The organism is Flavivirga aquimarina, assembly GCF_030540835.1.
GTDB lineage: Bacteria > Bacteroidota > Bacteroidia > Flavobacteriales > Flavobacteriaceae > Flavivirga > Flavivirga aquimarina.
In genome coordinates this window covers 82,506-104,633 of record NZ_JAUOEK010000063.1, presented here as the reverse complement: position 1 = coordinate 104,633, position 22,128 = coordinate 82,506, and the positions used below count along the sequence as shown (strand labels likewise).

General features: G+C 34.6%; 22 protein-coding genes. 10 read left to right on the top strand and 12 right to left on the bottom strand.

The features are described 5' to 3' along the window. Nucleotides 1-9: 9 nt before the first annotated feature. The 12 genes from Q4Q35_RS04725 to Q4Q35_RS04670 form a co-directional block, all read right to left on the bottom strand. A complete protein-coding gene (locus Q4Q35_RS04725) occupies nt 10-834 on the bottom strand; it encodes a c-type heme family protein (RefSeq protein WP_303276790.1) in 825 nt (274 codons plus the stop codon). Nucleotides 835-850: 16 nt separating this feature from the next. Further along, nucleotides 851-1,273: a globin family protein gene (locus tag Q4Q35_RS04720; RefSeq protein ID WP_303276789.1), complete on the bottom strand. Its 423-nt coding sequence runs from the start codon at nt 1,271-1,273 to the stop codon at nt 851-853. Nucleotides 1,274-1,491: 218 nt separating this feature from the next. Beyond that, the gene (locus Q4Q35_RS04715) at nt 1,492-2,250 is read right to left on the bottom strand and encodes a Crp/Fnr family transcriptional regulator (protein WP_303276788.1); all 759 of its coding nucleotides are present in this window, start codon (nt 2,248-2,250) and stop codon (nt 1,492-1,494) included. A gap of 219 nt (nt 2,251-2,469) precedes the next feature. After that, the gene (locus Q4Q35_RS04710) at nt 2,470-5,622 is read right to left on the bottom strand and encodes a cytochrome c biogenesis protein CcsA (RefSeq protein WP_303276787.1); all 3,153 of its coding nucleotides are present in this window, start codon (nt 5,620-5,622) and stop codon (nt 2,470-2,472) included. Between the two features lie 91 nt (nt 5,623-5,713). Beyond that, nucleotides 5,714-7,210: an ammonia-forming cytochrome c nitrite reductase gene (gene nrfA / locus Q4Q35_RS04705; protein WP_303276786.1), complete on the bottom strand. Its 1,497-nt coding sequence runs from the start codon at nt 7,208-7,210 to the stop codon at nt 5,714-5,716. 9 nt (nt 7,211-7,219) lie between these two features. After that, complete coding sequence (gene nrfH / locus Q4Q35_RS04700) at nt 7,220-7,819, bottom strand: cytochrome c nitrite reductase small subunit (protein ID WP_303276785.1); 600 nt, start codon at nt 7,817-7,819, stop codon at nt 7,220-7,222. A 204-nt stretch (nt 7,820-8,023) separates the two neighbouring features. Next, nucleotides 8,024-9,247 (bottom strand): sulfate reduction electron transfer complex DsrMKJOP subunit DsrP, encoded by a 1,224-nt coding sequence (gene dsrP / locus Q4Q35_RS04695; protein ID WP_303276784.1) that lies wholly within the window; start codon nt 9,245-9,247, stop codon nt 8,024-8,026. A gap of 23 nt (nt 9,248-9,270) precedes the next feature. Next, a complete protein-coding gene (locus Q4Q35_RS04690; RefSeq protein ID WP_303276783.1) occupies nt 9,271-10,398 on the bottom strand; it encodes a 4Fe-4S dicluster domain-containing protein in 1,128 nt (375 codons plus the stop codon). A gap of 34 nt (nt 10,399-10,432) precedes the next feature. Then, the gene (locus Q4Q35_RS04685) at nt 10,433-11,062 is read right to left on the bottom strand and encodes a cytochrome c3 family protein (RefSeq protein WP_303276782.1); all 630 of its coding nucleotides are present in this window, start codon (nt 11,060-11,062) and stop codon (nt 10,433-10,435) included. Continuing rightward, nucleotides 11,052-11,744: a multiheme c-type cytochrome gene (locus tag Q4Q35_RS04680; RefSeq protein WP_303276781.1), complete on the bottom strand. Its 693-nt coding sequence runs from the start codon at nt 11,742-11,744 to the stop codon at nt 11,052-11,054. The genes Q4Q35_RS04685 and Q4Q35_RS04680 overlap by 11 nt, the downstream gene beginning before the upstream one ends. Nucleotides 11,745-11,746: 2 nt before the next feature. Then, nucleotides 11,747-14,074 carry a molybdopterin-dependent oxidoreductase gene (locus Q4Q35_RS04675; protein ID WP_303276780.1) on the bottom strand — a complete coding sequence of 776 codons (2,328 nt, stop codon included), beginning with the start codon at nt 14,072-14,074 and terminating at the stop codon, nt 11,747-11,749. Between the two features lie 2 nt (nt 14,075-14,076). Beyond that, a complete protein-coding gene (locus Q4Q35_RS04670) occupies nt 14,077-14,316 on the bottom strand; it encodes a hypothetical protein (protein WP_303276779.1) in 240 nt (79 codons plus the stop codon). A 215-nt stretch (nt 14,317-14,531) separates the two neighbouring features. Here Q4Q35_RS04670 and Q4Q35_RS04665 point away from each other — a divergent pair, with 215 nt between their 5' ends. The 10 genes from Q4Q35_RS04665 to moaA all read left to right on the top strand — a co-directional run bounded on the left by Q4Q35_RS04665 (nt 14,532) and on the right by moaA (nt 22,062). Further along, on the top strand, nt 14,532-15,710 hold the full coding sequence (locus Q4Q35_RS04665) for a molybdopterin molybdotransferase MoeA (RefSeq protein ID WP_303276778.1): 1,179 nt from the start codon (nt 14,532-14,534) through the stop codon (nt 15,708-15,710). Nucleotides 15,711-15,737: 27 nt separating this feature from the next. Next, nucleotides 15,738-16,133: a hypothetical protein gene (locus Q4Q35_RS04660; protein ID WP_303276777.1), complete on the top strand. Its 396-nt coding sequence runs from the start codon at nt 15,738-15,740 to the stop codon at nt 16,131-16,133. A gap of 69 nt (nt 16,134-16,202) precedes the next feature. After that, nucleotides 16,203-16,541 carry a winged helix-turn-helix domain-containing protein gene (locus Q4Q35_RS04655; RefSeq protein WP_303276776.1) on the top strand — a complete coding sequence of 113 codons (339 nt, stop codon included), beginning with the start codon at nt 16,203-16,205 and terminating at the stop codon, nt 16,539-16,541. 124 nt (nt 16,542-16,665) lie between these two features. Beyond that, entirely contained in the window at nt 16,666-17,406 is a 741-nt protein-coding gene (locus Q4Q35_RS04650; RefSeq protein ID WP_303276775.1) for a sulfite exporter TauE/SafE family protein, read from the top strand. 1 nt (nt 17,407) lies between these two features. Then, on the top strand, nt 17,408-17,992 hold the full coding sequence (gene mobA / locus Q4Q35_RS04645) for a molybdenum cofactor guanylyltransferase (protein WP_303276774.1): 585 nt from the start codon (nt 17,408-17,410) through the stop codon (nt 17,990-17,992). Next, nucleotides 17,976-18,209: a MoaD/ThiS family protein gene (locus Q4Q35_RS04640; RefSeq protein ID WP_303276773.1), complete on the top strand. Its 234-nt coding sequence runs from the start codon at nt 17,976-17,978 to the stop codon at nt 18,207-18,209. Before mobA ends, Q4Q35_RS04640 begins: the two co-directional genes overlap by 17 nt. 202 nt (nt 18,210-18,411) lie before the next feature. Beyond that, complete coding sequence (gene moeB / locus Q4Q35_RS04635) at nt 18,412-19,503, top strand: HesA/MoeB/ThiF family protein (protein WP_303276772.1); 1,092 nt, start codon at nt 18,412-18,414, stop codon at nt 19,501-19,503. A 46-nt stretch (nt 19,504-19,549) separates the two neighbouring features. Continuing rightward, the gene (locus tag Q4Q35_RS04630; RefSeq protein ID WP_303276771.1) at nt 19,550-19,993 is read left to right on the top strand and encodes a molybdenum cofactor biosynthesis protein MoaE; all 444 of its coding nucleotides are present in this window, start codon (nt 19,550-19,552) and stop codon (nt 19,991-19,993) included. A gap of 76 nt (nt 19,994-20,069) precedes the next feature. Further along, on the top strand, nt 20,070-20,981 hold the full coding sequence (gene moaCB, locus Q4Q35_RS04625) for a bifunctional molybdenum cofactor biosynthesis protein MoaC/MoaB (RefSeq protein ID WP_303276770.1): 912 nt from the start codon (nt 20,070-20,072) through the stop codon (nt 20,979-20,981). 67 nt (nt 20,982-21,048) lie between these two features. Then, on the top strand, nt 21,049-22,062 hold the full coding sequence (gene moaA / locus Q4Q35_RS04620; protein ID WP_303276769.1) for a GTP 3',8-cyclase MoaA: 1,014 nt from the start codon (nt 21,049-21,051) through the stop codon (nt 22,060-22,062). Nucleotides 22,063-22,128 lie beyond the last annotated feature (66 nt).

The window sequence follows — 22,128 nt, the reverse complement described above, 5'->3', positions numbered from 1 at the left end:
AAAATTCATCTAATTCATAGTCACCAAATGTTTCATTGTTTCGTAAGATGATAACTTTTTAACGCTGTCAAGAAAGACTTCTGCTGTTGGTAAATAGTTTCCTTCTACAGGCCATTTATCTCCTATTACTGGTTTTTCACTTTTCTCAAAAGCTTTAATTTCGTCCAAGTATTCCATATAAATATCTACTGTGCCTTTAGCATAAGAATTTAACACAGCTACCGTTTCTTTATAGCTTAAAGAATCCTTAGGATATTGCCATGTTGTAGCTCCCATAACATCTCCTAGTTTCCAATCTGTTTTTGGTGATTGTTTATGATTATTATGACATGTTACACAAGCATCTGCACCTGCTACATCTGCAAACATAGCGGTATGTAGTTCTTGTTCTTCATCATAAAAAAATTGTGGTTCTTGGTCTTCTTTAATCTTTTCAAAAAGAACGGCTTGTTTACCAACAAATTTATTTGCTGCATTAACAGGGAAATCAGACCCCAAATATAAACCTAATGGCACAGGGCTTTTCTTTATACTTGTCGCCACGCCTCTTAAAAACAACGCTGGTAGTGGTCCAGCTTCAACATCATCTTTTCGCCAATCTTCATCAAACTTCATACCTTGAGTTTTTCCTTTACCAACAATGGCTTTGGTATATAATGTACGTGTTACATCATTTTCTTTAGAAACCATTTCCAATACTTCTGCTACCGAAAATACATTCTCAGTACTTGCAGAAGCTTTATTTTCTTCAGGTACGCCTCCACAGGAAATTAAACTAATACTCCCTATGGCTATGATATACGCGATATTTAAAAATTTAGTAATGTTTTTCATAATTCATTTTTAATAGTTATGTTGTTTCATAAGTAGCTTCTATCATAACATTAGACATGGTAGTATACACCGATGCCCAGGCGTCTTTTACCTCAGCTGTAAAATCGTCTCCCAACCCTGCTTCCAGAGTTCCTAACAAAGCCTCTCCAACTGTTTGATAATGAAAAGCTTCTACTTTGTATTCTACATGGCGCTTCCCTAAATCCTGTAAAATTGGTATTAACGCATCTAAATTGTTTAATCCAGCTACGGCTGAAGCTAACATAGACATTAGCTTATTTCCTTGTGTTTTCATAGCTTCTTCACTATTCGGGAATAATGGTTTTAAGGCCGGGTCCAATTCAAATAATTTAGAATAAAATATTTCTGCTGCGGTAGAGGCAATTGGTTTCACTTTTTCAAAAGAGTCTTGTACGAGAGTAATTGTTTTTTGTTCCATAAATCTATATATTATTATGTACTATACTTATACTTGCGCATAAGTATTAATACTTATTTACGAAACAAATCTAATACGACTTAATTGGAATAAATATGGCTATTGGCAGAAGAAAACAACTTTTTACAACAACTTAAAACCTATAAGATAACATAAGAAAACCTGTGTTAACCACAGGTTTTAAATTATATCATTTTTTGAAGATGGGATATTACTAACTAGGTATCTAGAAAGAAGTTATGTTCGTTAATTTCTTTTTTTAAAAGATTGACATCATTAATGCCTATTTTCTTTCCACTGGCCGAAATTAAACCTTCTTTCTTTAGAGCAGAAAAAGCCCTAATAACTTGTTCTTCTGAAGTTCCTGCATAATCTGCATATTCTCTTCTACTTAGTGGTAGGTTTAAAAAACCGTTAACATCTCCAAACTTTCTGTGTATATATAATAAGGTATCGACGATACGCTCTCTAACAGTCATTTGAGATAGTGACTTTACTTTAGATTCACTTTTATTAAGCTCATTCGCATAGAAAAGCATCATGTCGTATGTAAACTCAGGGTTATTACGCAACGTGTCTTGTAAAATATCTTTTGAAAAATAGCATAAAGTTGTATTTTCTAAAGCAATCGCACCAATAGAATAATACTCCTCGGTACCAAAACCACGATGTCCTATAATTTCACCTTCTTTGGCAAATCGCACTATTTGCTCTTTTCCATTAATTCCTGTTCTAAAGACTTTAACAGTTCCTTTTAAAATAAAAAACAATCCATTTACAGGAGCGCCCTCTATAATAAATTGCTGTCCTTTTTTACATTTAATGTTACTTTTATAATTAGTGAAGTTTGAGCTTTCCAAAACTGATAAATTCTTTTTTATCAGGCAATTTATATTATCGCAAGAATTACAAACTACACCAGAAAACAACCTTGCTCCCGACCTAGCTTTATGTGTTGTTTTAGTTATCGCTTCCATTCTTTTAAAGACATCTGAAATTTAATAGCTCTCAAACAAATATAAGTATTAATACTTATATTTATGTTTAGGGTACTAATTTTTGAGAGAAAACCAAAAATCAACATCCAAAATCGCAACAAAGTAATTTTGACCAGTCATTTTTATAGTATTCGCAGATATAACTTTGTTAAAATTGGTTTTAACTACAAAACCTCATTATTTCTTTTCAAATAGTCATTATTTTTCAGAAACGACCTGGTTATCACGATTTCTAATTGCAGCCACAATAGTTACAATGATCATAAATACAGCTAAAACATATACAAAAACAGGAATAGGCAAAGGGTCGCCAGCTGCATAACTATGTAAACCCGAGAGGTAATAATTAACACCAAAAGATGTCATTATAATAGACCAAAACGCAAACATACTGGCTACATTAAGGACGTACATATTATTCAATTTTGGAATAAAACGCAAATGTAGTACGATGGCATAAACGATAATACTTATTAATGCCCAGGTTTCTTTAGGATCCCATGCCCAATAACGCCCCCAGGATTCATTCGCCCATACACCTCCTAAAAAAGTGCCTACGGCAAGTACAAACAAACCAATAGTCATTGCTATTTCGTTAATATAAGTAAGCTCTTTAATTTTAATCTCTATAGTGTCTTTTGTTTTTTGTGTTTTAAAGATCAATAATAACAAAGCCATCAATCCTAAAATAGCCGACAATGCCAAAGGCGCATAACTACTTACAATAGTAGCTACATGGATTTTTAACCAATACGATTTTAATACTGGCATTAAATTGGTAATCTCCGGACTCAACCAATCTAAATAACTAACAAACAACAAAGCACCAGAAAACAGTGTAGATAGTGGAAGTGAAAAATCAGATTTCCTAAACGTTATCAATCCGCACAATACCAATACCCAAGCTACAAAAATTAGCATTTCGTAACCATTACTCCATGGAGCATGTTGTGCTACATACCAACGCAATAAAATATTTCCGGTAAAGCAAAGAAAAGAGACCAATGTTAGAATGATAAACGCATTGTTTAAAAACGCTACCCATTTTTTATTTGAAAACATTCTAACAATAGCTAAAATCAACAAAACAAAACCAAGTGTAAAAAACACCTGAAACAACCAAAAGTTAATATTGGCTTTGTTATACCACAATTCGGCTTCTATACGCTCTGGGGTTGGAATCACCTCAGCACCCAAAATTTCTTGATATTTTTTTATATAACTAAGCTTTTCATGAGCACTTTCGTAGTTTTTTACAGCAATGTCTTTAAAATACGAAGGGATAATACTTTTTGCAAACTGACCATCTTCTTCCGGGAAATCATCAAAACTGTGTGTGTAACTAAACCAAGTGTTATTAGTGTCATTTTTATTGGGGAAAATTTTCATATAATTCCCTATAAACACATTGTAAAGAATATTAAAGCGTTCATCTATTTTTAAGACCTCTTTATCAAACTCATTACGTTCTGCTGGTTTCTTTTTATTGGCTTCTTCAACCTGATTTGTTAAGAGGTAATCACCATTCTCATGTAATAAATTGGTGAATGCTATTAGGTTATTTTTTCCTTTGGGGATGTTATCAAATAACGCTCCTGTTTTTGCAAAGTCAGCCTTAATAATGGGTACACGCTGCCAAATATGTGGCAACATATGCATAGCTAAGAAGGTTTGGTTCGCATCCAGTACTATTTTTTTATCATCTAATGGATAAGTAAATCTAGATTTTCTGGAAATCTTTCTAAGGAATTCCGATGCCAGTGTATTTATTGGTTTTATACGTCCATCTAAATCCTGAACCAACAGCCTACCAAAAAATGCGGCGTGTTGCTTATCTATTTCTTGATTCTCGATAGCCTTTTCAACCGATATCGTTAACGAATCGATTGAAGGAGTTTGTGCAAAAGTATTAGCTAAACCAAAAAGACACACACATGATGCTATAACCGTTTTTTTCTTAAGCTGCTTTAACTTTTTATTGATAAATCTAAAACGCGATGTTTTCCCAAAAAGGGTAAAAAACATACCGACCATCATTAATAAATACCCTAAATACGTTACAAAGGTTCCTAATCTATCATGATTTACAGAAAGTACAGTGCCTTTTTCATCGGTATCGTAACTGGCTTGAAAAAAGCGATAGCCTTTATAATCCAGAACATTATTCATAAAAATTCGGAATGGTGTTTTTATATCGTTATCCAAAATGGTTACTTCACTGGCATAGGCAGACGGACTTGAAGATCCCGGATATCGTTCTAATTGAAAATCGTCTAATTGAATTGAAAATGGGGTTTGAATTGCCGCTGCGCCATACGACAGCGTAACTTTTGTGTCATTAAGCTCTATATGATGATGTGTTGGTAAAAAGCCTTCTCTATATAAAATATTTGCAGGTTGTTCTTCTCCATCAACAGAAACATTCACAACTAAAGCATCATCTCTGGTTTTGTCATTGTCCTTAGTATTTTCTGAATCGCTTTTTAAATGAAATTTACCTTTTTCATAATACATTAAGGGCACAAAAGAAATATCTCCATGCCTGTATAATGTTCGTAAAGTAATAGCCTGTAAGCTATCTTTAACAATTTTACCTGCCTGTTGAGACGACATAATAAAGAAGTCTAAATCATGTGGCGCTTTAATACTAAACACACCTTTTTCTTCTATAATGTTAATAATATCTTCTCTATTGGTATTGAAACCAATTTCATGCTGGTGCTTACCTATCTTTTCAATTTCACCCTTTTTAAGATACACTGTATTCCTGCCTTCTCCAACAGTTACAACCATTTCTAAAAGTGGCTCACCTTTATCATCTTGAACTATTTCTGGAACCGCATCTGCTATAAAATCTTGATACGATACAGTTATGGCTTTACCATTAAAGTCGGTAGTGAGTGTAAAATCATTATTCTTTATAGGAGAAAATGATAATTTTTCTTTTATGGTTTTGGTATCAACACCATTGGTAATAGTTGCTGTTAAAAAGTTAGTGTCGGATATAACAATATTTGAAGAAGCACCTTCTCGAATTCGCATAATACCTCCATAAGACATATATCTTGTAATCCCTGCCCCCAAAACTATAACAATAAATGCTACATGAAATAATAATGTGGCCCATTTTTCTTTACGAAAAAGTTTGTATTTGAAGATATTGGCAATAAAAGAAATGGTTAATCCCAACATGACAAACTCAAACCATTTGGCATCATAAATAGTTGCCCATGCAGTAGCTGTACCAAAATCATTTTCTATGAAGGTAGCGGTTGCCATAGCAATAGCAAAAACTAATAACAGTAATAATGCTAAACTTGATGATGAAAAGAGTTTATATAATTTTTGCATAAAATTGCCTTAAAAAAGAAAGATAACATTTGTAGTTTTACCTCCAAATGCTATCCCTTTAGTTAGTGTTTTTAGTTTATTAATATAAGTTTTATTTTGTCATTGATACTTTTTTAGCATCGTAACCAGCTTCTCGAGTTTTTGCCTCTTCTAACCATTTTGGTACTAGGTTTTGCTTAAATGCTTCTTTTTCTTCTTTCATCTTTTCAACATCTAAACCAATATAGGTTTGCGCTTTTTCTTTTGTAGAAATATCGGGCATCTCAACAGGTTTATTATATCCTAATTCTGATAATAATCTAGCTAATTTTAAACGCCCTTCTTGAATAATGGTAAATGCACCTCCCATAACCCTGGCAGTTTCAACAGGTGAATGAAAAGACGCTCCATGTGCCGCTGCCGAATAATCCCAACGCCATTGTGCATGACGAATATCCATTAAAATATCTTTCATCTGCTCTTCTGTAGCTCCTAAATCCCAGGCTTTTTTAGCTTCTATATGAGCCTTAACTATAAAGTCTTCTAATTTTAACCTGTTTTCGGTTGCTTTTTGTTGACGCTCGTAAACATTCAATTTTAATTTATCGGCATCTTCTCTATGACAAACCTGACATGCATTAGAAACATTATTTAATGGCGATTGTATATGGTGATCTGTAAATTTTTGTCCACCTTCACTCTTATAAGGCATATGACAGTCTGCACAAGACACCCCTCTATCTGCATGTACTCCGGTTAAATAGGTTTCGTAACCGGGATGCTGTGCTTTAAGCATAGGCGCTCGGCTTAATTTATGTGTCCAATCTGAAAAATTTATATCGTCGTAATACTTCTCCATGGCTTCAACAGACATACCATTCTTCCAAGGGAATTTTAAATAAGGAACACCTTCTTTACCGGGTATTTTCTTATCAAAATAGTATTCTACATGACATTGTGCGCAAACCAATGAACGCATTTCCTGATGTGTTGCTTGATTGATGTCTTTCCCCATCTCTTCAAAAGCCTCTACTAAGGCAGGTCTTGAAATGGTTAATTTCATAGTCTTTGAATCGTGACAATCTGCACAACCTATAGGGTTTACAACCTCAGCACCTTTATCTGCCCATTTTCCTGAATAGAATTCGGCAATGCCTTTTTCATTCATTAAACGAGGAACATCTGGGCTTTTACAGGTCCAACATGTTGCAGGCATCGGTCCGTCGCCTTTTCCTTTAGGGCCGCCTGTTCTTAGGGAATTTCTTAAATCCTCAACAGCATATTGATGCCCTCTACCTTGATTATAATCTTTTGAAAATCCATATCCAGCCCAAAGTACCACTAAACGAGAATCTTCGTGTAACACATCTCTCATAGCAGACCCACCTTGAACAGACGCAAAATCAGTCTCTGCCGTTTGTAAAAACGATTGATACTCTGCGGGGTAATTTTTCCCCCACTCTTCGTTACGTGGTTCATTCTCACTTATTTCAACTTGTGGAACGTATTTATATTTTGCTTCGTTTTTTCTGTTAACGATACTAGATGCTAACAATCCCAGTAGAAATACGACTACTGCGGTAACAATAAATAAGACTTTGTTTTTCATTTTGTTTAATTATTTGTCTACTATTTGTTCTTCTAACCAATCTGGAATTACTGCCTCTTCTGAATCTGTAGGAAGAGGTGCTATATTATTTTTTATAGTTGATATGCCATGAACTGTACCATGTGGTACTTCTTGGTGGCAACTCCAACATTGCCTTTCTGTTCTGTTTTTTCTATGATCGTCTATCCAGCCATCATATTTGGTTTGTGTTACTTGCTGCACATGGCAACGAATACAATTGTTTTGGACCACCTCTTGAGATTCCTCTCTCATAAACATAACTTCTGGTTCTAATCTTAGTGTAAACACCGAAGCATGAAACAAACCATCTTTAGCCTTAAAATAATATTTATTAAAAACATTATTATGTGGCACATGACAATCATTACAGTTTGCCCATTCTCTATGAGAACTATGCATCCAACTATTATATACAGGTGTCATAACATGGCAATTTACACAGGCTTGTGGGCTATCAGACATATAAGAAACCAATTCTGCTTCTTTAGACATAAAAAAACCTAAGCCGGTAATTACAGCTATAAAAAAAACCGCAACGGTTCGCCATCTCGATTTTTTATCTGGTAATATATTTTTTTTAAGGTTCACTTTGTTAAATTTCTATCTTAATTAGAGTATCTAACGTGAGATACTTTATTGACAATTAAAAGAATACATTAAGTAATATTATAAGTACTATAAGCACTTTTAAAACTAGTGTAAATCTCTTATTTTTTAAGAATTAATAAACTGATATATGTCATATTTAATAATATTTTAAACTTAATTTTTTATAAACTTAAAGTATTAAAGTTATGAATTCTTTTTATATTTTAATTTCCCCAATTCTATACCTATAGCTGTTTTAGCTAGTATAGTAAATACAAATGCGCCTAGTGCCCATATACCTAATGTTACGCCTATTTCAATACCTGTTGGTGTATATTCTGCTATTTTCCCATAAGGCCCTGGAATAAAGCCTGGAACAATAAGTCCGAAGCCTTTTTCTATCCATATTGCAATAAATAAAATAAAGCAACAGAAAAACAGCACTTTAAAATTGTTTCTAAGCTTATGAAAAGTCAGTAAGACCGTAGCCAGAACATTTAAAGGAATAGCCGTCCATATCCATGGCAATAAAGCATCTTTACCATGCAATCCAAAGAAAAGATAATAGGCACTTTCACTATGGTGTGTAGGTGCATAAAATTCTTTGAATAATTCAGAAATCAACATGATTAAATTTATCTGAGCTGCCACTGTAACAACCATTGCTATCTTTTTAATGGTCTTATCTTGAATTTTAAATTCTGTAAAGTTTCTAATAATGGCTAAAACCAAAATAATTAATGCTGGTCCTGCCGCAAATGCCGAAGCCAAAAACCGAGGTCCTAACAAAGCATTGTTCCAAAACGGACGTGCTTGTAGTCCTTGATAAAGGAATGCTGTTACTAAGTGAATGGCTACTGCCCAAAAAACGGATAAAAGCGCTCCTGGGATATACACTCTAGATTTAGCCTCTTTACCTTGGTAATGCCTAAATAATATATAAAAAGGTATAGTTATGTTTAAAAACAGATAGCCATTAAGTACCAATACGTCCCAGGTTAACATAGAATTTGGGAAATTAAACACGCCTATACCCGGAATCATATGCCATAAAACCGAAGGTCCTCCCATATCTGCAACTACAAAAGCTAAGCACATAATTAAAGCAGACACGGCGAGTCCTTCTCCAATTAGTACGGCTTGTTTAAAATCTATATCTTTTAAAACATAGGTTGGCATGACTAACATGACTGCTGCTGCTGCAACACCAACTAAAAAAGTAAAATTAGAAATATACAATCCCCAGCTCACTCTATCTGTCATACCTGTAACACTAAGTCCATGTTCTAGTTGTATGGAATAGCAATACATGCCAACCAACATACCGAAAGTTAAAAATGCCATCCATAAATGATATTTTTTAGAACCATGTGTAATAGTATCTAAGCTATCTTTAACTAAACTTTTAAAAACTCTTAATCGTCTCATTTAAATATAATTACGCATCATTATTAGTCCATAAAATACCAGAACTTAGGTTCTGTTCCTAAATCTTCTTTTAACCTAAATACTTTCTTGTTTTCTAAAACCCATCTAATGGTGCTATTGGGGTCTAATAGATTTCCAAAAATACGTGCTCCCGTAGGGCATGCTTCTACACAAGCTGGGTTTTTTCCGGCTCTGGATCGTTGTACACAGAAGGTGCATTTTTCCATAACACCTTTTTTACGCATACGATTTCCTAAGTAATGCTGATTCTTATTAATGGCTTCTTCGGGTACTTCTGGTTTGCTCCAGTTAAAGCGTCTACCATCATAAGGGCATGCCGCCATACAATATCTACAACCTACACACCAATCGTAATCTACTACAACCAATCCATCATCTTCTCTCCAAGTGGCTTGTACAGGACATACCTCTACACATGGCGGGTTATCGCAGTGAAAACATTGTGTTCCCATATAAAAATGCCCTTCGGCTGGTACTTCATGATAATAGTTGTCGTCTGCCTCATTAAAATTGAAACCCTTTCCATCCTTCATTTCATGTATCCTAATGTACTGCATCTCTGAGTTTCGGTCCTGATTGTTTTCTTCTACACAAGCATTGACACAATCCATATAACCCTGACATTTAGAAATATTAAAAGCATAACCAAATAAGACATCTTCTTCTGCATTTTTAGAAGACATATTAATCGTCTTTCCTGTTCTTAACTGGTACGAGCGTACCAACCTGTCTACGGTAGCTTGTCTTTCTTCATCGGTCATCAATTTATAGTTGCCTTTAAATTGTTCTTCCCAATCTATTTGTGCTTTTTCTTTGCTTTCATCGCCACTAATCACATTGCAAGAGGTACTCACGGCACCTGCTCCAATTAACAAACTGGCTGTTAATTTTTTAAAAGCCGTTCGTCTATCCATCTTAACATCAAAAACCTGCTCAAATCCATCTTTGGTTCTTTCTTCTCCTATAGATGCTTTTATAGCTGCTTCTGCAAACTCATCGTCGGTCATATCATGAGCTTTTGACGTTCCGCCACAACCTCCAGAAGTTTTTCCACAACTACAAGAGCTGGAAGACACGTGCTCCTTTTTACCAAGATTTAATGAAAACCATTTTTTGTTATTATTACTCATACCTAAATATTATTAATGCCATAAATGGTGTTTATTATTCTCTTTCTTTTACCTTTTGAGTATTAAAACGTGCTGGCCATCTCGACTCAAAATGGGGTTTGTGTGGGTTATGACAGTTTACACAGGTCATAGATGCTCTTGGTGGTGCCCACCCCCCTATACGCTTACCATGTGCGCCTCCTTTCCAATCTTCAAACTGCTTGGTATGGCATTGGTTACACAGGTTATAACTATGATTAAAATCAATCGTATTTCCTGTTAAACTTTTTAAATGATCCATGTTATCTGGATTATGACAAGTCACACAATTCATCGTATTTTCATTGGCATGATCTAATTTAATATCCCAATGTGCTTTTTTAAAATCTTTGCTCTGCATCTGCGCTAAAGGTTTCGTGTGGCATTCTGTACATGCATACGATTTTATTTGGCTTTTCCGTTCTGGTATTAAAAAGGTATGTTCTCCTTCTGTAATTTCAATCGTTTTTAGATCTCCTATATGTGCTTCAGATGATATGGAGGTACCTTGATAATTCTTGCTTTCGGCTTCGATCTTATCTGTAATGCTATGGTATTCATTTTCGTGATGCTTGCAGGAAAAAAATATCAGTAAGAAAAAAGAAAAACAAACTATTTTATTCATCATATTTATATTATTCTTCATTACTTACTCTTTTAAATGTTCCTACTGCTGCCATTTCTTTATTATTAGGCACATGACATTGTCTACAGTTAACCCGCTCGGGATGTGTCACTCTAATTTCTTTTGGAGCGCTAGGTCCTGCGTGACAGGATAAACAATTTTCGCGCAATTGAATTTGATGCGGAATCATTGGAGGGCTTCCTAATAAGGCATTATTTACCCCGGCTTTAGGAGCCTCTACACTGGCATAATGCCCCGATGTAAATAAGGTTTTTGTGTTTTGTTCTACATGACATTGCTTGCAGTTTACCAATTCTGGATGTGGTGTTACTGGTGCATACGCCTTAAACTTTTCTGTAAAACCGCCATTTTCATGACATTTTAAACAGCTTTGTCCTCCCATATTTTGATGTTCTTCTACGGGATGTGGAATACTGGGAGGCGCACCGTGATAGGCCCTGTTTTTATAATAGGTTGTTAATGACCTTTGATGGTTTTCATCTATCGGCATGTTGCTATAATCTAAGGCATGTTCCGAGCGCTTAAAAACACCTGACTCCGAAGGAATTGCATAAATATTACTATGGTCTTCTATTGGAATATAGGCTTCTTCTAATCCTAGCTGATAGCTATAATTCCAGATAGTAATAAATGCTATAAATAGTATTACGAATAACGATATGATACCTAGTCTTTTTTTCATGGCTAAGCTTTTTCTACTTTAACAGCACATTTTTTATAGTCCGGTTCTTTGGATATTGGACAAAAAGCATCTAACGTTACATCATTAATCAGCATATTTTCATCAAAGAAAGGCACAAAGACCTGTCCTTTTGTTGGCAATCCTCTTTGATTAATGGAAGCAGGTAAAATACAAGACCCTCTTCTGGAGCTTACTTTTATGTTTTCTCCGTTCCTAATACCGAGACGTTTGGCATCATCCGGATGAAATTCTACATAGGCCTCCGGTACTGCTTTATGTAACACCGGAATTCTACGAGTCATAGACCCTGTATGCCAGTGTTCTATAACACGCCCTGTATTTAACCAGAATGGGTATTCTGCATCTGGAACCTCTGGTGCAGGCTCGTACGGACGTTGCCAAATAACAGCTTTTCCATCTGGTTTTCCGTAAAAATGGAAGTCTTTACCGTTATCACATGCCGGATCGTATTTTGCATTAAATCGCCATTGTGTCGACTTGCCATTTACATAAGGCCAAATAGCTCCAGATTCTTTCTTAAGAACCTCTAAAGGAGCCATACCATGTTTGGCACCTTCATGAAACTGTGTATATTCTTTGTAGATTTCTTCTACGTGGTTTTCTTCACTATACGGGAATAAATCACCATAGCCCATACGTCTTGCAACTTCGATGGTCATCCATGCATCTGGAGTTGTTTCTCCCGGGCCTTCTACCATTTGATTCCAGTGCTGTGTTCTACGTTCTGAGTTTCCGTACAATCCACTTTTCTCTATATGCCATGATGCTGGTAAAATAACATCGGCCACATCTGATGTTGGTGTTGGAAATACATCTGAAACCACAACAAAACAAGATTCTTTCTCCATTCCCGGACGATAACGACTTGTTTTTGGTAATGACACCAACGGATTGGTTACTTGTGTCCAAATAAATTTAATATCACCACGGTCTACAGCTCTAAACATTTCTGTGGCATGGTATGTAGGTTTCGATGGAATTCTCTCATAAGGTACATTCCAGATTTTTGCTGCCAAACGTCGGTGTTTTTCATTCGTTACCACACCTTTTGGTAATTTGTGCGTAAACGTACCAACCTCTCTGGCTGTTCCGCAGGCGGATGGCTGACCTGTTAAAGAGAATGGACCATTTCCTGGTTGTGAAATTTTACCCGTTAATAAGTGGATATTATAAACTAAGTTATTTATCCACGTTCCTCTAGTGTGCTGGTTCATTCCCATACACCAATAAGACACTACTTTTTTATTAGGATCTCCATAAATAGCAGCTAAATATTTAATATCTTTTACTGATACTTTAGAGTATTTTGCCACTTTCTCTGGCGTATAATCTTCTAAGAATTTTTTATAAGATTCAAAATCTATTTTGGTCGGCTTATCACTAAACTTAAATTTATCCTCTAAACCATACCCCATATTCGTGAGTCCTTTACTAAAATTCACATGGTTTTCTACGAACGATTTGTTTACCCAACCATTATTTATAATCTCATAACAAATGGCATTTGCAACAGCTAAATCTGTTTGGGGTTCAAATAAAATAGATTTGTTGGATGCTGTACTGGAACGTGTGGTTCTTGTAGCAAAATCTATAATTTTTGCACCTCTTCTATTCTTTTGTTCTAACATTCTTGAGAATAATACAGGATGCATTTCTGCCATATTATTTCCCCATGTTATAAAATAATCTGCATGCTCTATATCTTCATAACATCCCATGGGCTCATCGGCTCCAAACGTCGTTAAGAACCCTGCCACAGCACTTGCCATACATAAACGGGCGTTGCAATCTAAATTATTAGTACCAATAGCCCCTTTCATTAATTTTGAAGCTACGTAACCTTCTGGAATTGTTGACTGACCAGAGGTATACATGGCTACCGAGTCTTTACCATGTTTTTCAATGGTTTCCTTCATTTTATTGGCAACAATATCTAAGGCTTCGTTAATAGGTGTTTGTACATACCTTCCATTTTTCTTAACTAAAGCATGTGTTAACCTATCTTTAGCTTGTGTACACATAATTTGGTGATAGCCTTTTACACAAAGTAATCCTTTGTTAACCGAGCAATTAGGATCTCCTTTTACTGCCACAGCTTTTCCTTTATCTACGCCCACAAGAATACCACATCCTACACCGCAAAAACGACAAGGACCTTTTTTCCAATCCAGATTAGCTCCTTTAGGCAGGTTGGCGTCTTGTTCTGAAGCAAATATAATTCCGGGAAACATCGATGCAGCTGCTGTCATTGCTGCCGCTGCTGCCATCTTTTTTAAAAAATTTCTTCTGCTTGTTAAAGAATTTTGCATATTTATTTGTTTTTGGGTGTATTAAATCCGGAAACCATCGCCAGTAGTTTTAAACTCTCAATAGCTTCAATGGATTCTTTTACTTTTTCGTCGTCAGTTTTATTATCCGTATCTGTTACTACAATAAGTAAATCTTTGTTTTCTGCAGGGATAACATCGCAATGGTCAATCTTAGATAAAGCTTCCATAAGAGCTTTTTTTTGACCTTCTTCGGGATGTGCTAAGTAACTTTTAATGGGCATAAAAAACTTGTTTTTATAATTTAGGATAAAAATATCTTAATAGAAAAAAATAAAAACTGACAATTATCATAGAAAAAGCTTAGGTGAATAATTTAAACTAAATCTAAATAAGCCTGGTAAGGTATCTTTTAAAGATATTAAAAAAAAACTGACAATTATCATATCCAAATAAAAATTACAATCGTTATATTTGCATGGATATAACGATTTAATACATGGTATCAATACATGACGCTTTAAATGCTGTTAAAAACAATATTAATCCGCTATTCAAAGAGACTATAAAACCTTTGGAAAGATGTGGTGGTTATTACCTATCTAAAGATATTGTTTCACCTATAAACATGCCACCTTTTAGGCAATCTGCTATGGATGGTTACGCGCTATTCTTACATAGTGATTTAGCCTATACTTTAATTGGTGAAGTAAAAGCGGGTGATAGTCATGAACTTGTTTTAAAACCCGGAGAGGCCGTTAGAATATTTACAGGTGCTCCTGTTCCCGAAACGGCTAATGCTGTTATGATGCAAGAAAAAGTGGTTGTTAATGACTCTAAAATTACGATAGAAAACGACATCCCTGTAGCGCATAATATTCGCCCTTTAGGGGAACAGGTTAAAACGGGTGAATTAGCTTTAAAAAAAGGTACCAAACTTACACCTGCTGCTATCGGTTATTTAACATCTTTAGGTATAACTGAAGTCGCTGTTTATAAAAAACCATCCATAGCCTTAATAACTACGGGTAATGAACTTGTTGAACCCGGCAAACCGTTAGTTTACGGAAAAATATACGAAAGCAACTCTAAAATGCTTTTGAACGCTTTATATAATCTTAAATTTTATGATGTTACGATTCATAAAATTGAAGACGATTACATAAAAACCAAAAATAAACTTGAAACTGTTATCAATACTAATGATATGGTTATTGTCACTGGCGGTATTTCGGTTGGTGATTACGATTTTGTTGGAAAGGCTCTTAAAGAATTACAGGTAGAGGAAGTTTTCTATAAGGTAAAGCAAAAACCTGGTAAACCTTTATTCTTTGGAAAAAAAGAAGATACTGCCATATTTGCTTTGCCCGGTAATCCTGCAGCAGCTTTATCATGCTTTTATGTTTACGTTTTTATCGCCTTACAAAAAATGGTGAATAAAGATATCGTTGAATTGCCTCGAGTTAAAGCGAAGTCGGTTTCTAAATTTGAGAAACGAGGCGATAGACCTCAGTTTTTAAAAGCCATATATAATGATGATGAAGTTGAAATTTTAGAAGGGCAAAACTCATCCATGTTGCAAACATTTGCACTTTCAAATGCGTTGGTTTTTGCTCCTGAAGATGTTTCTGAAATTAAACACAATGATATGTTAGAAGTTATTTTATTACCTAATTGAAGTTCTTTTAATTAAATCAAGAATAAAATGAATTTAAAAAGATTAATCAACAAAGGATTATTAACAGTTTATGGACCATTAACGTCATTTGTTTTGATTTGTGGTTTTACAGCAAATTGGTTTGCAAAGAATATTCTGAATTATGAAAAATCGGATTTTATAATAACAATCACTGTAGTGATAGCAACTATGATTGGGTGGATATGGTGGAGTTATAAAATCGTTAAATGGAAATACTGGGCGTTCTCTCAAATAAATATTGAAAACAGCTATGACCTTTATGAGAAAGCTATTGGAGTTGGACTTATTTGGCCAACAGGAAGTATTTTCAATAAAACTGAAATTTGGACTGAAAAGGATAAGCAAAATTGGGAAAAATTGAATCCTGAAATTAGAGACATATTTAAAGTGAAAAAAGTATAAAAATAGACACCACAGCTATGTATGTATAGCTTTGTTCTCAAATATACTCAAATTATTAAACGACAGATTATGAGCTATAAAATAAAAAGTAGAATCTGGATTGAATCTGAAAACAATGTACTTCTGGGAGAAGGACGTGTGCATTTATTAAAAGCCATACATGAAACGGGGTCGCTTTCAAAAGCTGCTAAATCATTGAGTATATCATATAAGAAGGCTTGGCAACTTTTAGACTCGGTCAATAAATCAGCTAAAAAACCGGTAACTATCAATAGTATTGGTGGTAAAGGTGGTGGTGGCGCCGAACTAACTGACTATGGATTATCATTAGTCAATGCTTTTGATGAAATTAATAAAAATTGCTGGGCGTTTTTGGATAAACAATTGTTGAAAATAGAACAATTATAAAATAGAAATATTGTCTCCTCGAGCGCAGTCGAGAGGTTAAACTTAAATAGGTCTCGACTTTAGTTTATGCTGAGCGCAGACGAAGTACTCGACCAGACAAAATAGTAAACTTTAGGTGTTTATAATGCTACAAACAGAAAACATATACATATTCTTAATCATACTACCAGTAGTATCCTTTCTGTATTCCAGTGTGGGACATGGTGGTGCCAGTGGGTATTTGGCGCTTATGGCTTTGTTTTCTTTTGCTCCAGAGAGTATGAAACCCACTGCACTATTGCTAAACTTGTTTGTTGCCGGTATTTCATTTTATTACTATTATAAAGAAGGTCATTTTAATAAAAAGTTATTTATATCATTTGCAATGGCTTCAATACCATTAGCTTTTATTGGTGGTATGATTGAAGTTGATGCTTCTATATATAAAAAAATATTAGCTGTTCTATTGATTTTTGCCATACTAAAAATGCTAAACGTTTTCGGAAAAGAGAGTACATCAATAAAAGATGTAAAACTATGGCAAGGCTTATTAGTTGGAGGCATTATTGGCTTCTTCTCTGGACTTATTGGTATTGGTGGAGGCATTATATTAACTCCTATTATTTTGTTGTTGCATTGGGGAAACATGAAAGAAGCTGCAGCAGTTTCAGCTTTATTTATTTGGGTGAATTCTGCTTCTGGTTTAATAGGTCAGTTTAGCATTGGTGTTACCTTAGAAAAAGCCTCTTTCTTATTAGTCGCTATCGCATTAATTGGGGGTATTTTAGGTGGCTATTATGGCAGTAAAAAAATAAACAACCAGAACTTGCAATACATCTTAGCTTTTGTATTACTAATAGCTTGTGCTAAATTATTTTTCACATAAAATGATAGATAAAAGAGACATAACAGGTATTATTTTGGCTGGCGGCAAAAGCTCTCGAATGGGAACGGATAAAGGTTTTTTAATGTTAAACGAGAAACCTTTCATTCAGCACAGTATTGATGCTTTAAAACCTTTGGTATCTGACATTATAATTGTTTCAGATAATACTGATTATGACACCTTAGGTTTCAAAAGAATAACGGACACCATAAAAGATGCAGGGCCAGTTGCTGGAATCTGTTCTGGGCTTGAAGCTTCCAATACTCATTACAATTTAATTTTAAGCTGTGATATTCCTCTAATTAAAACTGAGGTACTGGAAAAACTGATAACTAATATAGATACTGACTCTGATATTATTCAGATAGAAAGCAATGGTAAAACGATGCCATTAATAGCGCTTTATAAAAAGCAATGTGGTCGTGTTTTTAATAGTCTATTGGAAAAAGACGAAAGGCGTTTACGCATAGCGGTTAATCAATGTCGTGTTAAAAATATTTCATTGGACCATACTGATTATAAAACGACGATGAACGTGAATACAAAAGAAGAATTAAAACAATTAGAAGATGCTCATAACGATTAAATATTTTGGACAAATAGCTGAAGTAACTCAGCGGGAAGAAGAGTCTTTAGAGTTTTCAGGTAGCTTGATTTCTGAGCTTATAGAATATATATATTCAAAATACGGCATTCTGAAAAAGAAAGATTTTCAAATTGCTCAAAATCAGGAATTAGTGTCTTTAGAAACGAAAATATCAGGAAAAGAAATAGCATTATTACCGCCTTTTGCGGGTGGGTAGTCGTTTCGACTTAGAGGTTGACATCACATATTCACTGTTATGGGATGTCTCAATCGTACCTCTTTCGACATGACAAAAAATGAAATATTGAAGTATAAAATAATTAGAAATGGTAGGATGAGATTCCTGCCGGAGTTTATATTGAGTACTTCGACTGCGCTCAGCATAAACTTAAAGACGAAATACAGGAATTTAGTTAGGAATGAACAGATACAATAGACATATCATATTATCAGAAATCGGACAAGAAGGTCAAGACAAAATTTCTAAGGCTAAAGTATTAGTAATAGGTGCTGGTGGTTTGGGTTGTCCTGTGTTACAGTACCTTACTGCAGCAGGTATTGGAACACTTGGTATAGTGGATTTTGATGTGGTAGAACTATCAAATTTACAACGTCAGGTGCTATTTGGTACATCATCATTAGGAGAAAATAAAGCAAGCGCAGCAAAAAAACGCTTAGAAGATTTAAATGACAGCATTTCTATAGTTGCTTACCCCGAAAAACTCACTCACAAAAATGCGGTTGATTTATTCAATCAATACGACATTATTGTTGATGGGTCCGATAATTTCGCAACGCGTTACCTAGTCAACGATGCGACTGTTATAACCAACAAACCATTGGTTTTTGGGTCTATTTATAAGTTTGAAGGTCAAGTATCGGTTTTCAATTATAACAACGGACCAAGCTATCGTTGCCTATTCCCTACTCCTCCAGAAAAAGGCACCGTTCCTAATTGCTCAGAAATAGGTGTTTTAGGTGTGTTGCCTGGTATTATTGGAAGTATGCAAGCAAATGAAGTTTTAAAAATCATTTTAGGTCTAGGGCAACCACTTTCTGGAAAGTTGCTTTGTTACAATGCCTTAAACAATCAAAGCATCACATTAAAAATAAACAAATCAGCCTCTGAAATAGAGACTGTTTTAGACAAAAAAGATAGTTTCCATAGTCAAGATGTTGAAGAAATTTGCGACATAGAAATAGATACTATTTCGATAACGGAAGTTATCAATCAAACAAACATTCAAATTATAGATGTTCGTGAAACTCATGAAACTCCAAAAGTTGACAGTTTAGACGTTACATACATGCCTTTGAGTGTATTAGAATCTCAATTAGATAAAATCAACCCAGAAAAGACAAAAGCTATTTTTTGTCAATCAGGCATAAGAAGTAAAAAAGCCGTTTCTATGCTAAAAGCATTTGAAATCAAGAATTGTTACAGCCTTATTGAAGGGGCTTCAGAAATAAATGAATTTTGTCAAAGTGCTGACAAATTAAAAATCAAATAATTAAAGTAATCAGACCTGGCAGGTCTATAAAACATAATAAAAAATAATGGCAGACAAAAAAATAAAAAACGTATTTAGACAAGGGGCAATTTCCTCAGAATTTATAGGAGATTCCATTGCAAAACATCAAACTAAAACAAGCATAGGCGCTCATAATATTTTCTTAGGTCAGGTACGTGCAGATGTGATAGATAATAAAACAGTATCAGCGATAGAATATACGGCTTATGAGGATATGGCTAATGCCAAATTCCATGAGATAAGAGAAGCTGCTTTTGAAAAATTCGAATTAACCTGTATGCATATTTATCACAGTTTAGGAACCGTTAAGGCAGGAGAAATATGCCTATTCGTTTTTGTATCATCACCAAGACGTAAAGTCGTTTTTAAAGCTTTAGAATTTATTGTAGAGGCTATAAAAGCAGATGTTCCTGTATTTGGAAAGGAGATTTTTGAGGATGAATCGCATCAATGGAAAGTAAACTCGTAAACTGTTTTTTTGTTCAGCAGTTTGTCGTTAAGTCGAGAACAAATAAACAACATACAATTATACAATAAACACCACAATGGTAGATATTACACATAAAAACACCACATTAAGAACTGCAGTAGCTCAAGCTATTGTTAAAGTTAGTAAACCAGAAACCATAATCGCCATTCAAAACGATACCGTTCCAAAAGGTAATGTTTTTGCTATGAGCAAAGCAGCTGGGTTATTGGGTGTAAAACGCACACCAGACATTTTACCAGATTGCCACCCCTTACCTATCGAGTTTACTGGTGTGGAGTATGAAATCAATGATTTAGAAATTACTGTTTTATTCACTGTTAAAACCATTTACAAAACTGGGGTTGAAGTTGAAGCCATGCACGGCGCCAGCGTTGTTGCTTTAAACATGTATGATATGCTAAAACCTATTGATAAAGGCATTGAGGTTCATAAAATAAAACTACTTAATAAAAAAGGTGGAAAATCTGATTTTAGAGATCGTTTTAGAAAGGATTTGAAAGCTGCAGTGATTGTTTGCTCAGACACCATTTCAGCAGGACAGAAAGAAGATAAAGCAGGAAAGGCCATCATTAAGAAGTTAGAGGAGAGTGATGTTAAAATTGAAGATTACATTATTATTCCAGACGAAAAAGCAATCATTCAGGAGAAAGCAAAAAGCTATCAGAAGCAAGGTGTTGATTTAATTATCTATACAGGAGGTACCGGACTTTCTGTGAGAGATATCACTCCAGAAGCACTTTTACCACTTTTAAACAGAAGAATTCCTGGTATTGAAGAGGCTATTCGCAACTACGGACAAGATAGAACGCCATTTTCGATGTTATCCAGAAGCGTTGCTGGTACTATGAATAACACCTTGGTATTGGCTCTGCCCGGCTCAACAAATGGCGCTAGAGAATCGATGGATGCTATATTTCCATCGGTACTACATATTTTTAGAATATTAAAAGGTGCAAGACACGATTAAGCGCCACCCGAAATTGCTAAATAGCAATTCCGACCTCCCAAAAGGGTAGGTATAATTAGGATATAAAATGAATAGAAGTCAGAATAAAAATATATTGCAAGATTTACATGGTAGAGACCATGCGTATTTACGTATTTCGTTAACAGAACGATGTAATTTACGCTGTACCTACTGTATGCCAGAAGAAGGTGTACAACTCTCTCCCAAAAGTCATTTAATGACTTACGAAGAAATTTATGATATAGCCAAAACTTTTGCAGACCACGGGGTTACTAAAATCAGATTAACTGGTGGAGAACCTCTAATTAGGAAAGATATTCCTGTTATTTTAGAAAAACTAGCTTCGTTGCCAGTAGAGTTATCCATTACCTCTAATGCTGTTATTATCGATAAATTCATTCCCGTTTTAAAAGCTAATGGTGTCAATAAAATTAATGTGAGTTTAGATTCCTTAGATGAAGCTAAGTTTAAGCACATTACCAGAAGACATGAATTTAAAAAAGTTTATAACAATATTTTACTACTCGTTAAAGAAGGCTTTACAGTAAAAGTGAATGCCGTTTTAATGAAAAATTTTAATGATGATGAAATTATAGATTTTATAAATTTCACCAAAGATTTACCAATTTCCGTTCGCTTTATTGAGTTCATGCCTTTTGATGGGAATAAATGGGATATGAGTAAAATGGTTTCTTACGCCCAAGTGATGAATTATGTGAACGATGCTTTTGAAGAGGGAAATATTATTCGCCTGCAAGATGCTCCAAACGATACTTCTAAAAACTATAAAATAAAAGGTTATGAAGGTAGTTTCGCTATTATTAGTTCTGTAACGAATCCATTTTGCGATTCTTGTAACAGACTTAGATTAACAGCCAACGGACAATTGAAAAACTGTTTATTTTCATCTTCTGAATCTGATTTATTGACTACGCTTCGTTCAGGAAAACCTATAGAGCCTATTATTCAAAAAGCAGTGCAAGCAAAGCTTAAAGTTCGGGGTGGTATGGATACATTAAAAAAACTACAGGAACCTAAGTTGCATACTAATAACAGAAGTATGATTACGATTGGAGGGTAATTCCTTTTTATAAATAGTTATATATTTAAAACACCAATTTATTTATCTTGCAAATTATTAAAATTC